Genomic DNA, 13,824 nt, shown 5'->3' with positions numbered 1-13,824 from the left:
ACAATAGGGCGAGTGTAGGAAGCGGCAGGGTATTTTGAACAAGAATCGGGAAGTGCTCATTGCGGTAGCAGCTTTGGTGGGCGTGAACGCACTGTGGGGAATGTCGTTCCCCATTATGAAGGCGTTAAACGAAGTCATATCCCAGGTGGTATTGCCCGGAGTCGAGCCTCGTTCGTGGTCGGTCTCCATGCAGTTGTCGTCATCGTCCCTGATGATCGGTATCCGATTCTTATTCGCTTCGCTCTTGCTTCTCACGCTTCTGTCCCGTCTAGCCATCAAAGCAACTCGCACGGAATGGACGGCAGGTATCTGGATCGGTGTTTTCTTTTGCGCTGGGCTCATCCTCCAAGTGATCGGCTTGGCGTCGATCCCAGCGTCTCGAAGCGGATTTCTCACCAGCCTAACCGCAGTCTACACCCCCATCTTGGCGAGCCTGATCTTGAGGCAAGCTCCGGGGCGGAATGTTTGGATCGGTGCCATTCTCGCCTTGCTAGGTGTGCTGATCTTATCGGGAGTCTTTCACTCGCCGGCTCCGGAACAAAATGGTGCACCGTCAGGTCAAGAGCGAGTCCCATTGAATTGGGGTGATGTATGGACTACGTTAGGATCATTGTTTTTTAGTGTTCAGGTTTTGCTCGTCGATTGGTATGGCAAGAAGCATCGCTCGGCCTACTTCACCCCTGGGATGTTCTTGACCACGGTCGTGATTGCTTTAGGTACATTTACGGTTATTCAGGCGTTCTTCCCTAGCAAAGAGTTGACACCCGAGGGGGCAGCACCCAACTGGACGGGACTCTTTGTCAGTCCTATGTTTCTAGGCATTGTATTTTTTCTGGCAGTGTTTTGCTCGCTCATATCTTTTTTAGGAATGAACACTTACCAGCCATTTGTTTCCGCCTCACAGGCTTCGGTGATTTACAGCACCGAGCCGTTGTTCGCATCCCTTTGGGCCATGTTTATTCCTGGTTGGCTAGCGACGATGGTGTTAATGCAATACGGCAACGAATCGATTACCATGGAGTTGATCCTGGGTGGCTTTCTAGTCTGCGTCGCCAACGTAGTCGCCCTATGGCCGCAAAAGAGGAAGGACAGCCTGCCCCAGGAGGCCAAAGAGCCCCTGGAACCACTGATAACGTAGTGCGAAGTGAAGTACAGTCTGGCATACAAATCCATGTAGAACCTTGTAACGCGGCGGTTTCTGATTTCTTGGTCTATACAATGGAAATAGCCTCCAAACTACGTTCATTAATCGCTAACACTTTCATGATCTCGTGACAGTCTCGATTACCATTGGATGGCATTGGAAAGATGACCTTGAAACTCCTATCCAGCGTCAAGGAGATCATTTGGGGTTTCTTCAATTCAGTATCTTGACACAGCCCCCCCCCCCCCGTACACTGCAAGTGATCAGAACACGCTACCACTGCCTGAGGATGCCCCAATGCTTGAAGTGTCATCTACAAAATCGAGAGTGCCTTTTAGGAATGCTAGGCTCAACGCTATGTCTCTCGCTATCTCATCGGTGTCCTTAGCTGTCGTGATGCGTAAGCGCGTCTACAAGCTAGCCATCGTTGCTCAATTTCTCGTCTGCCTTTTGATCAGCAATTGTTTGGCTCAAAGTGCTTCACCCGATGATAAGAACCCAAGAGTGCTACCGGTTGCTGGTGTCGCGATTTTCTCGGGGAATCTGCCTACGGTACGCATGCCAATTGACTTAGGTGAACTGACCGTCGGAACCAAGGCGGAGTTTGTTGTTGAGGTTCAAAATTCCACGGATAAGGATTTCGTTATCAAGGATGCAAGGGCAAGTTGTAATTGTGTAGATATTCGCACAACAGAAAAGAACATTGGCGCTAATCAAAGTATCGATTTGATGGCAACATTAAATGTTCCTCTGGTAAACCGTCGTGAAACACATGGTCAGCAGATTGTGCTCGTGGGTGAGAATGGGGATATGTTTCCAATCGACATCGCATACAAGCTTGGGGGGTTATGTTGCTTTGAAGAGCAATTCGTTGTCAAGTCAGTTCGTGAGGGGCAAAGTGAAATAGATCTTGATGTTCCTGTTATCGTTACCGCTCCAGTGGACGTTCGATCTGTATCAGTTGTAGGGTTAGGTGACTTTGCTGATGCAAAGGTGAGTGTCAAAGTCAAAGACGGCAAACCGTTCATGAGTACGAAGATTGATTTATCGCTCATGAACGGGACGTCGCTTAATGGTCAGTTTCGGATCAAAAACACTGCCAACGAGGGGACGGACGAAATTGTCGTCCGCGTCGGAAGGGTACAGAAAGTTGCCGTGATACCAAGTCTTGTCCAGTTTTCAAAAGAGGGGAACGACTGGAAAGCGACAGCGATGGTTCGAGTAGACAAGGAATCCCTATCCTCAGATCCGGTGATGCCGAATTTGTCTGTTGCTTGCAAATGGAACGAACTCCCTGTTGCGACAACGGTTGAAACGATAGGTAGGGGGGTAGCGAGAGTTAGCTTGACTGTAAAAGAATCCGATTTGTTTAACCAAGGAAAGCCTAAGTTCGCTTTGTCAGATGATCTCCAATGGCAGATTGCCTGGGATGGAGGAATCGGCGAGGTCAGTACCGCAGCGTGCTGCATACCGCTCTCCGAGCCCAGTACACTTCCTAACGATGATTCACTGTTCCCGCAAGAGCAGGCAGAGATCGCACATGCCAACAGTAGCGCTTGGAGGAAGTATGACGTTTTAATCAAGGAGTCGTCATTTGTTCCTGCCGATGATGGACAGTCAGTTGAAGCTGTTGATAACACGATTCGGTTTGCAGTGGACTGGGATGAAAAGCAAATCTTTTTGCTTGTGAAGAAAGAAAGTTCCGAGAAGCCTGACGCTGGCTCCCAACTGGAGTTAATCGCGAAATCTAAGGATGTCGCTAGGGTAGCGAAGATACCTGGCCGAAGCCAACCGTTGCTTGCCATCGATCTTAAAATGGTACTTGCCCATTCCAAATCCTTTGTACCCGACATTCGATTCTGTGGTATACAACCTTTTCCTTTAGGATTTGAAATGAACTTCGAGGAGTTCGGGAAGGTACTTGAGGTGGCGACGCGGCGTTCTTCTGATAACGCAAAGGTTGTAAGGTTGAGTGACGGTATTCAAATCAGTACACTTCAGCCGTCTTCTACTCTGGTTCGTGTTTTTGACTCCTCCACATTATTGATGAAGCGAATGTACGCCCGAACAAAAGATGGTGTTATTCCATTCGATCAATCGATTAGTTGGATCGAAAAGGATGGGATTTTTTTGCCGAGTCGGATCGTTCTGGAGAAATTGAACGTCGAGACTCAGAAGACAAAAATGAGCACTTGGTCGATTCTTTGGAGGTCAGTTAACGAGCCTTTGAATGGCTCGCTCTTTGACCCAAAGGTTCTCGATGACTTCAAGAAGCTTCATGAACTTGTGGATGAGGAAAAGTTCCGTGAAGCCGGATGCTTGAACACCGATTGACACCACCCCGAGATTTCGTCATTGCGTCCGTCGATTACCGAACCGGCCTTTACAATTTAAGGCTTTGATCTTAATTCCGGTCGTGGGAGAGAGGAAAGATGCCGCAGGCTTGCCCTGCGGAGCGTCACGTTTCTCGCTAATTAATGACTCGCCCAACGCCCCCCTCATTCAGGTTCTGCGGCTTCGCCGCCGAACCTGGACGCAACATTTTGGGGACACACACAGTTTCGATGCCGACCACGCCTCCGGTTTATCCTAGCGCTTTCCTGCGTCCCCATTCTGTCCGCGATAAAGATTTCCACACCGCCAGAGATAAGAGAAACGCAAGAGTATTAATGAGCAACGATTTTCCACACAACTCTTGCGTCACTCTCATCTCTCGCGGGAAAAACTGATAGAAACGCGGACGTGCAGAGATCGCGGAGTTATGCGATCCATTACAGGACGGAGCCGATCCGTGAGATTAATAGGGAGTAACTGGATCCGCTCAATAGCATGGAGTATACTGAGAGCATGGTTACTACAATCCTCGACAAGATGCTTCAAACGGTAACTGATCAAATGCCACCCGATTTCGCTCGCAAGTTACTTGAACTGCGAGCAGATGAAGAATTTATTGTCCGCATCGACGAGTTACGCAGCAAAGCGAATGCAGGCCAATTAACCGAGTCGGAGGACCAAGAATACCGCGAGATCGTTGAAGCTATCGATATTATTTCGCTACTTCAGGCCAAGGCTAAGTCTGTTCTTTCAGCTAACCAATAGCCGAAATGGACACTGCGACGCGAAATCAAGTTAGGCAACATGCGGGGAGTCGGTGTGAATACTGTCACCTCTCCGAGTTGGCGACCCCCTTTATTCCCTTTCACGCCGAACATATCGTTGCAAGGCAGCATTACTCTGACGACTCTCTGGACAACTTGGCACTAGCATGCGATCGCTGCAACGCGTACAAGGGACCGAATCTTTCGAGTATTGATCCTTTCTCTATCTCCATCGTCACTTTGTTTCATCCTCGTCGTGACAACTGGGACGATCACTTCGAAATTATACATTGTACAGTGCTTGGCAAGACTCCCAAAGGCCGGGCGACTGTCAGGTTGCTGAACATGAACGCACCGCGGCGAGTTCAATTAAGAGCATCACAATGCGAGGCTTCTTAATCTCTTTGCTCAGGAGATCTCGCGGGACACAGAATATTTACAGGATTTCCGGATTTACTTAGGATTGCTTGCTACAAAAGCTATTTGGTTTGTTTCCGGCTTATTCGCGATCTCATCGGAGGTTCTTGTGGCTCGCATTTCACGGGCGGAGATCTTTGCGCCTGACGAGGTCGCGATCGCATATTGCATCAATCGAACCGTCAGAAGACACTTCCTACTGGGAGACGATCCGATTACTGGTAAGAACTTCGACCATCGCAAGGCATGGATACTGAGCTAGCTTGCCGCGTTGCGGCAACGTAAGTGGATCGCATAATGCCCATACTTCCGTGATTTTCTTCTGGCATTTCGACAATAGTGGGGAAGGGGTCTGTTCTCAAGGTCCGCGATTCCTGTATTCCTCCGTTATCGAGCTTCGCAAGGGCATTTGTTACTGAAAGAAGTAGTCCCGATTAACCGCCGACCACCTTCTTGCATATCATCATGGCTGGTACAATTCGACGGTTCTGCAAGGCTGGTCCACCCTGAGCACTAACCCGCTCGGAAACACGATCCTCGCAGAGAGTGATATGCTGGGGCGAACAACCCGCGTTTCCGGTACTGCGACCAGCACGCAAACCTGGGACTACTGGATGGACGGTCGACTCAAGTCCACGACCGACGAACTCGGTCGCACCACCGATTTTCTGTACGACGAACGAGGCAGATTGCTCTCCTACCAGGCTCCCGCTCCGACCGTGGGGGCGAGTCGCCCCACTACCTCGTTTACCTACTCCATCGACAGCTTGCTTACCTCGACCATCGACCCGATGGGACGGGTGACCAGCTACGATTATGACAACGGTGGTCGAGTCAGCCGAGTCGTATCACCAGACCCCGATGGTGCCGGTCCACAAACCGCCGCATACCAACGCTTCATCCGAGACTCGGTCGGCAACGTCCTGCAGCATACTGACAGCATCAACGAAGCCACCGGACACTGGACCGTCAATACCTACGACGCTTGGTTTCGGCCGTTGACATCGACTGATCCGGTGAACGCCGTCACCACCAAAGTTTACGATGTCTTCGGTAATGTCACGCGAATTACCGATGCCAAAAGCAATATCACCGATTACACCTATAACAAACTAAACCAGCTCGTAACCGAGAAAAAGGGAACCAATCGCACTTACTCCTACGATGCGAACGGCAATCTTCGCAGCTACACCGATCGGAACAATCGAACCACCACATTCCAATACGACTTCCGAAATCGGCTCACGAGCGAAGCCTGGGGGAGCACACGGACCCTTGATTATTCCTATGACGTAGGAGATCGATTGGTAGGAATTCTCGATTCTGATGCTCTGTCGCTCGATTTTCAATTTGCCTACGATACGCGCGGACAATTGCAAGCCGAGCGACAATACGGTAGCAGCTACCTCCTAAGCCGATCAATTCTCTTTGACCGCAGCTACGATTCCGTCGGAAACTTAACCCAATTGCGAGCTAACATCAACGGGACGATTTTCGGACAAACCGTCACCGGTGGTATCGACGATTTTATTAATACGCATACGTATGATGGCATGAATCGACGTGTTCAGACTACGCAATCGGGAACCGCAACGGGCAACGCCGTGGCTGCTAAAACAGCTACGTTCCAGTACAACGCCGCCTCGCAACTCACTGATCTTCGCCGCTACAACGCGGTCTCTCCGTTCGCTAATTCCTTGCAAGTTCACACGAGAAATGATTTTGATGGCGCAGGCCGGTTAGCCGGAATCACCCACGCCAAACAAGAATTGGCCAGCGGCGTGGTTTGGAATGGATTGTCGAACACCTCCTCGGTGGGAATCGTCGCGGCGTACCGGTTCGATTACGATTCCGATAATCGGCTGACCCAGTTTTCTTCCTTTGCGGATAATCTGAGAACGAATTATACTTATGATCGTGTCGATCAACTCACCGGTACCAGTACCAGCATTATCACCGGCATGGTAGCTCCCTATATTCCTACAGACGAAACGTATTCGTACGATGCCACAGGCAATCGTCTGTCGTCGACGGGAACCAGCCAATCGAGCAATGGGAGCCATAATCGGTTGCAAACCGATGGGACTTATAACTATCTGTACGACAACGAGGGGAACACGACCCGGCGAACCCACATCGCTACCGGTGCCGTAACCAATTACACCTGGGACCATCGGAATCGTTTAGCCACGGTTGTCGAACGAGTCTCCGTCTCTGGTGCGATCACGAAACAAACCCAGTTCACGTACGATGCGTTCGACAACCGTGTCGCAAAGCGCGTAGATGTTGATGGCAATGGGACTTGGGATCGCTACGAAGTCACGATCTGGACCGAGGGCCAAGAGGTCATGCGTTGGGTCGATTCGGACGGAGCGGGTTCGGGGCAAACGTTACGATTAGCGAACCGCTATCTTTGGGCTGACGCGGTCGATCAATTGCTCTCCGACGAGCAATATGGAAACAACACCGGGATGGCGATCAACGCATCGACCAAATCGACCGTATCGGGCAACACCCTTTGGGCGTTGGGAGACCATTTGGGAAGCATTCGCGATTTGCTGGATAACAACGGCGTGATCCGTGAGCATCAAGTGTTCGACAGTTATGGTCGGTTGGTCCATGAAGTGGACTATAATGCATCGGGACAAGTGATTGCGAGCAACGATCCGGCAGCGGTGGACACGGTATTCGGGTACACAGGCCGATTCTGGGATACGGATGTGAATTTGCAATACAACCGAGCCCGTTGGTACGACCCACAAACAGGTCGTTGGCTCAGCCAAGACCCCATCGGCTTCGCCGCTGGCGATGCGAATCTTTATCGTTATGTGGGCAACGGGCCGACGAATTGGACGGATCCCTCGGGTTTGCATTGGGGACACCACAAAGTAAATTCACGCGTTCGCAATGCGGTTTCACCTGATGCGAAAGCGGCATTCAATGAGCTGTCTGCACGGATAACTAACAACTGGTATCGAGATCATCATTTTGGGACCTACGGGAACATCTCGCATTATGATTACAATTGTGCAGTTGAAAGCGAGTTCAAGTCATATTTAAAGGAAAAAGGTATCAATCCAAAGAAGATGACAGCCGACCAGGCCCGGGATTTTGTTAAACATCTTGACGATCTGCCGGCGAGCCACGTAATTCGTCGCTTCAACAAGGGCGTTCAATCTGCTGCCGATGCGGCTGCCAAAGCAGGCAAGCTTGCTGCTAAGGCAGCGAAAGAGAGTGGTGCTTTGGCAAAGGCTGGAAAACTCGGGCTCAAGGGAGGGAAAATTGCCAAGGCTATTCCCGGTGTTGGAATACTCTTTGCAGTTGCAGGTTGGGGCGTTGATGGCTATTGCAAAGGGCCGGGGTATGGAACGCTGAACTCTGGGATAGATGCAATCCCGTTCGTTGGAGGTGGCAAGATTGTTATCGAACTTTTCACTGGCGACTTTATCCCCGATTTACCAGATGAGGAAGAACCTTTCGTTGATTACAACGGGCAAGACAATTTCACTTTAACTGATGAAGATCAAACATGGATCGATGACATTTGGTCGGAGTATCCAAATGAGTAGATCGGAGAACATCAATGATATGGCAAAAGTTTGTAACGATCTTTTTGTTCGGTTGCTTGAATCGACGAGCGGTCGAATTGACGTGGCAAAATTGACGACGAACGAGTTAGTAGTAGTGCTGGTTTGGCACGTTAATGGTCTAATCGGTAACATGGGACTCGCACATACCTTGGAAGTAGATATCCCTGGCGATTCGTTTTACGTCAAGACGTTGAGCGCGCTTAGTACGATCAACGCCGATGGATGCTTTCAAGCGTTGCGTGAGGCAGTCGATATCTGTAGGGTTTCGGATGGGCATAAAATAGAATGGGAGTTGGAACCGCAGAAATGCCAACGGCTTGAAGAACTCGAAGGAATATATTTCGGATGCGAAGACGTTTTGATCGAGAAGCTTTGTGGTTTTATTCGTAAAACAGGTTTGAGTAGAAACTGAGAAGCTTTGCGGAGTGAAAATCAAAAATGGGGCAGAATAGCGGTACCACCCACTTTACAGGAACGAAAAACCGAAAAACGGTACCACCCACTTTACGGGAGGAGCGATCGACAGCTTGCTTACCTCGACCATCGATCCGATGGGACGGGTGACCAGCTATGAATATGACAACGGCGGTCGAGTCAGCCGAGTCGTATCGCCAGACCCCGATGGTGCCGGTCCACAAACCGCCGCTTACCAACGCTTCATCCGCGACTCCGTCGGAAATGTCCTTCAACATACCGACAGCATGAACGAAGCCACCGGACACTGGACCGTCAATACCTACGACGCCTGGTTCCGGCCGTTGACATCGACTGATCCTGGTAACACCACCACCAGCTTCGGTCGTGACGTCTTCGGTAATTTGACCAGCGTGATTGATGGACTGGGGAACCAGACGCTGTATACTTACAACAAGCTGAACCAATTGGTTGTCGAAAATAAACCGATCGCCAGTGGAGCGGCTCGCAATCGGACTTACTCCTATGACGCAGTCGGAAACATACGTACTCTGACAGACCGCAACAATCGCGTGACCCAGTACAGCTATGACAATCTTTACCGGATGACCAGTGAGCAATGGGCGACCACGTCGAATCCCACCCCTAGCCGTACGCTGGACTACAGCTTCGATTCCATCGGCAATCTGACTGGCTTGACCGATAGTGGAACTTGGGCAACCAATTTCGAGTTCGTCTATGACGCTCGCAATCAGCCGGTAGTCGAACGCCAGCAACGCCGGGAGGTCAGCTCAACCGCGTACGTCAACCTGGTTCGCGACTACGATGCGGTGGGAAATCGCGTGCAGACGTTGGTCAACTTCCGAGGCACCCTCTCGGGACAGACCGTCAGCGGTGGAGTCACCGACTTGATCAATAGCTACCAGTTCGATGGTCTGGATCGTTTGGTGAGCGTTACTCAACGTGGTAACTTGGATGCGCAAGGCAACCTGCTGCCAGCCAGCAACGGAGTGGCTCCCAAGACGGCCAGCTTCCAGTACGACGCGGCTTCGCAGCTCACCGACATGCGACGGTACGCTTCCACCGGGGTCGATGCTAGTCAGTTGAAAGTGCACTCAAGAATGGGTTATGACGGGGCCGGGAGATTGCAGAGCATCACTCATGGCAAGGTCGAGATCGCTGCAGGCGAGCACTGGAACGGCTCGTCCACTCTCCCTTCGTCGTTGGGCAGCACTCACATGCTGGCTGGCTATTACTTTACTTACGACACAGCCAATCGGCTTACCAGCCTAGCTTCGCAGCGTGATCGCTTTGAAACCTCTTATGGCTACGATAATCGCCATCAACTGACCTCGACCACCTCCACGGCCATCGCTGGCATGGGGACACCGGACTATCTACCGCTGAACGAAGGCTATGCTTGGGATGCCACCGGCAATCGCCTGGGTTCGAGCGGTCAATCTCAATCGGCCACCGGTACCCACAACCGCTTGCAGTCCGATGGGACTTATAGCTATCTGTATGACAACGAGGGTAACGTCAGGCGGCGCACCGAGATCGCTACCGGCCAAGTGCGGACTTTTACTTGGGACCATCGCAATCGTTTGGCCCGGGTGATCGATTACATGACACTCGGCGGAACTCTAACCAAAGACACCCTGTACTACTACGACGCCTTCGATCGGCTGGTAGCCAAGCGGATCAATGACAATGGGGAGTCGGGCTACAACCGTTACGAGTCGTGGATCTGGGATGGTCAGGAGATTGCGATCCAATTGCGGGACGCCGACGGGGTTGGCAGCTCACAGCCCTACCGGATCGTCAACCGTTACCAGTACGGACCTGCTGTGGACATGGTACTGGCCGACGAGCGGTATGAAGACGGCGTGGGCTATCGCCCGACCACGACGACCCGAGAAGCCGCCCAAGGTCAGACGCTGTGGACGTTGACCGACCATCTGGGGAGCGTGCGTGACCTAGTGGACAATGCGGGGGTGGTACGTCGCCACGTGGTCTACGACAGCTTCGGTGGTCGTCTGCACGAGCAGAGTTACAACGCATCAGGTCAGCCGATAAGCCCGCTCGATCCTGGTGCAGTGGATACGATTTTTGGGTATACGGGACGTCAGTGGGACAGCGACGTCGAGCTCCAATACAACCGCGCTCGTTGGTACGACCCACAAACGGGCCGTTGGCTCAGCCAAGACCCCATCGGGTTTAATGCAGGCGATGCCAATCTGTATCGGTACGTGGGGAATGGGCCTACCAATGCAACTGATCCTAGTGGATTGGAGAAACACGTCGATCCGGAGTACGCCGCAGGACGAGAGGAATTGCAACGAATTTATCGTCGATACGCCGAGCTATACGGCCGCAATCCTGATAAGTATCTTTGGGCTGGACTAGCGACCCATGCGGGAAGTCAGGTCATTACTGAGATATACGATCGTTTAGAAAGGAAGAAACTTGCCGCTCTTGATCACGCAGTTTGCTTGCGAATGAATGCCTCTGGCAGCTTCATTGCACAAGAAAATATTCGTATCGCACGGATAGAAGCACAATTGATGATCGATATGCAAAGAATCATCCTCCAAATGGCTAAGGATATTGAGTCTGATATTGGCAAGCAATTCGAAGCTTACGACTCTGGTGGATTGGCTGGAATTGACGGCTTGATAGCTGGGGGAATGCCTGGAAGTATTCGAGGGCCTTGGGAACAGATTGACTCAGGCGACTATGCTGGAGGTAGCGAAGGATTGACTCAACGTGAACAGACTACAGTGTTGAACCCAGGATATGGGAAAATCAATGGCCTGATTCCTATGTCTGGTATCGGTATCCCGATGAGTTGGGAAGCGAAGTCCGGATTGGACAACTGCCCAACATTTAGCCAAGTGAGCAATGGATGGTTTACTGACACTCGAGGCCCTGACAAGAATGCAAGATGGATTTACATTCGGGACCATGTATTAAAGCGATGGAACTCAATGACTCGGCAGGAAAGAGACGATTGGGTCAAGAAGCAGCTTGGAGCGGTCAATTCACCGCCAGTTTCATGGCCATGAAAACACTAAGGCGAACCGCTTTATTCTCTGTTCTGTTGAGTATTGGAGCTGTGATATTCGTTTGGAAGCGGAGAACAGTTGTGATCGATATCACAACTGTGGTTCCTTTACGTACCGTTCCCTTGAAGCTGTTTGAAAAATCTACGGCGACAAAAGTCGATACTTGGAGTGATTCTTCCGTTGAGATTCTAAACAAGAGCAAACGACTTCGTATCGCATGCAAAGAGTGTTTCGTTACGCCTTGCAGCGATGCGCAATCAGTTCGCTTTCTGACAGTCTACTCGTCCGCATTAACGCAACTGCAATTAAAACAATTGCATCTGGATTTCTGCGATTCGTTCGATGCTCAAGAGCAGATTGAGCAGTTCGCAAGATGGGACACAGGTGACCACCACGATCTTTTCAGGATGAATAAGATGAACGGTTCAATGATCTACAATTTTTCTGTACATCGAACATATGATTCAGTAAAACCATGGTTCGCTTCAATCGAAATTGCTTGGTCTTGCGAAGGTTTACATGAGCATGAGCGGGAGAAAACTCAATTCGATCCTGACACCGCCGGAGAACAACTTCCGTCGAAGTAGTGCGGTCGCTGTTACGGGCCGAATTGAGACGGTAGAGTTTTAGACCGCTTTTCGGGGTGTTGGCCGAATTGTTGCGAATTTTGGAGCGGACCAATACGATGTCGCGGGCCGAGTCGACTCTCGTGGGACCAGTGCTTGTTGGCTGAATTGCAGTCGTAGTCCGACCCAACGATTCCAGAGCCGAACGATTCTGTGTGTGTCCCAGCCACATCTACGTAACGCAGTAACATTTAACATTTCGGGGACACACCCAGTTTCGATGCCGACCACGCCCCCCGGTTTATCCTAGCGATTTCCTGCGTCCCCATTCTCTCCGCGATAAAGATTTCCACACCGCTAGAGATAAGAGATACGCAAGAGGATTAATGAGCAACGATTTTCCACACAACTCCTGCGTCACTCTTATCTCTCGCGGTGTAATCGGTTTATTTCCGGCTTATTCGTGAGCTCATCGGAGGCTCTTATGGCTCGCATTTCTCGCGTGGAAATCTTTGCACCGGATGAAGTAGCTATAGCCCGCACGTCCGCGATTTTCTTTTGGCGTTCCGACAAGAGCGGGGAGTCGGTCTGTTCTCAAAGGCCATGATTTCTGTATTCCTCTGGAATCGGGCTTTGCTTGTGGGCTTGTTTCTGAACGAAGTGGTCCCGTTTGAGCGTCGACCGCTTTTTCGTATTTCACAACAGACGCTACAATTCGACGGTCAAAAAAATGTTGTGTCCCCAAGTATCTTACACGGTATGGTAAATCTCTTTCGTACTTCACCCTCCCGAAGAATTCGGGAGGGTCGAGTGGAGGAACGATCACGAGGGGAGGGGGCTTTATGATTGCTGACCAGTCGGAGCCTTTATGCGATGCTGTGCCTCTCACCCTCTCCGAGCTACGCTCGACTCTCCCTCGGAGGGAGAATGAATGCTGTAACTTCGCAAAGCCTTGTTACAGCATATATATAGCTGCGAGCAACATTTCGGGGACACACACCGTTTCGATGCCGACCTCGCCCCCCGGTTTATCTTAGCGCTTTCCTGCGTCCCCATTCTGTCCGCGATAAAGATTTCCACACCGCCAGAGATAAGAGAAACGCAAGAGGATTAATGAGCAACGATTTTCCACACAACTCTTGCGTCACTCTCATCTCTCGCGGTGTAATCCTCGGAGGTTCTTGTGGCTCGCATTTCTCGCGTGGAAATCTTTGAACCTGACGAGGTTGCTGGCGTCCATTGCATACATAGAACGGTCAGAAGATGCTTCCTCCTGGGAAACGATCCGGTTACTGGTAAGAACTTCGACCATCGCAAAGCATGGAGGGAGGTCGAACTCCGGAATCTGGCGAAATCCATGGGAATCGATCTGCTCGGTTACTCGATTCTTTCTAACCACTATCACCTGATTCTCCATTTCGGGATTTCGGGCGGAGCGAAAACCAAAATTGTTTACCTCCTAGGATAGCTCCCCACAATAATGTCACCAATGGTAGGAGGGCTGGGATAATCATAAGTTCAGTCGAATAC

9 protein-coding genes are annotated in these 13,824 nt (G+C 50.9%); all 9 read left to right on the top strand.

The features are described 5' to 3' along the window. Window positions 1–34 precede the first annotated feature (34 nt). The 9 genes from SH449x_RS18400 (at window position 35) to SH449x_RS18360 (ending at window position 12,315) form a co-directional block, all read left to right on the top strand. The gene (locus SH449x_RS18400) at window positions 35–1,138 is read left to right on the top strand and encodes a DMT family transporter (RefSeq protein ID WP_482377538.1); all 1,104 of its coding nucleotides are present in this window, start codon (window positions 35–37) and stop codon (window positions 1,136–1,138) included. Window positions 1,139–1,501: 363 nt separating this feature from the next. Next, the gene (locus SH449x_RS18395; protein WP_482377537.1) at window positions 1,502–3,478 is read left to right on the top strand and encodes a DUF1573 domain-containing protein; all 1,977 of its coding nucleotides are present in this window, start codon (window positions 1,502–1,504) and stop codon (window positions 3,476–3,478) included. A gap of 513 nt (window positions 3,479–3,991) precedes the next feature. After that, the gene (locus SH449x_RS18390) at window positions 3,992–4,243 is read left to right on the top strand and encodes a hypothetical protein (protein WP_482377536.1); all 252 of its coding nucleotides are present in this window, start codon (window positions 3,992–3,994) and stop codon (window positions 4,241–4,243) included. Between the two features lie 5 nt (window positions 4,244–4,248). After that, a complete protein-coding gene (locus tag SH449x_RS18385) occupies window positions 4,249–4,641 on the top strand; it encodes an HNH endonuclease (RefSeq protein ID WP_482377535.1) in 393 nt (130 codons plus the stop codon). A 127-nt stretch (window positions 4,642–4,768) separates the two neighbouring features. Further along, entirely contained in the window at window positions 4,769–4,921 is a 153-nt protein-coding gene (locus SH449x_RS18380) for a hypothetical protein (RefSeq protein ID WP_482377534.1), read from the top strand. Window positions 4,922–5,210: 289 nt separating this feature from the next. Beyond that, window positions 5,211–8,228, top strand: a complete 3,018-nt coding sequence (locus SH449x_RS18375; protein WP_482377533.1) for an RHS repeat-associated core domain-containing protein — start codon at window positions 5,211–5,213, stop codon at window positions 8,226–8,228. Continuing rightward, the gene (locus tag SH449x_RS18370; protein WP_482377532.1) at window positions 8,221–8,661 is read left to right on the top strand and encodes a DMP19 family protein; all 441 of its coding nucleotides are present in this window, start codon (window positions 8,221–8,223) and stop codon (window positions 8,659–8,661) included. The genes SH449x_RS18375 and SH449x_RS18370 overlap by 8 nt, the downstream gene beginning before the upstream one ends. Before the next feature lie 115 nt (window positions 8,662–8,776). Then, window positions 8,777–11,728: an RHS repeat-associated core domain-containing protein gene (locus SH449x_RS18365; RefSeq protein WP_482377531.1), complete on the top strand. Its 2,952-nt coding sequence runs from the start codon at window positions 8,777–8,779 to the stop codon at window positions 11,726–11,728. 80 nt (window positions 11,729–11,808) lie between these two features. Further along, window positions 11,809–12,315: a hypothetical protein gene (locus SH449x_RS18360; RefSeq protein ID WP_482377530.1), complete on the top strand. Its 507-nt coding sequence runs from the start codon at window positions 11,809–11,811 to the stop codon at window positions 12,313–12,315. Window positions 12,316–13,824: the final 1,509 nt, after the last annotated feature.

The organism is Brakhagea baltica (genome assembly GCF_052161605.1).
GTDB lineage: Bacteria > Planctomycetota > Planctomycetia > Pirellulales > Pirellulaceae > JBKCUI01.
This window is presented reverse-complemented; position numbering and strand designations above follow the sequence as displayed.

What these genes read in the sequence shown, in the direction of transcription:
- SH449x_RS18395 (WP_482377537.1), top strand. Translation starts at nt 1,502, where the DNA reads ATGTCTCTCGCTATCTCATCGGTGTCCTTAGCTGTCGTGATGCGTAAG.
- SH449x_RS18390 (WP_482377536.1), top strand. Translation starts at nt 3,992, where the DNA reads ATGGTTACTACAATCCTCGACAAGATGCTTCAAACGGTAACTGATCAA.
- SH449x_RS18385 (WP_482377535.1), top strand. Translation starts at nt 4,249, where the DNA reads ATGGACACTGCGACGCGAAATCAAGTTAGGCAACATGCGGGGAGTCGG.
- SH449x_RS18375 (WP_482377533.1), top strand. Translation starts at nt 5,211, where the DNA reads ATGCTGGGGCGAACAACCCGCGTTTCCGGTACTGCGACCAGCACGCAA.
- SH449x_RS18370 (WP_482377532.1), top strand. Translation starts at nt 8,221, where the DNA reads ATGAGTAGATCGGAGAACATCAATGATATGGCAAAAGTTTGTAACGAT.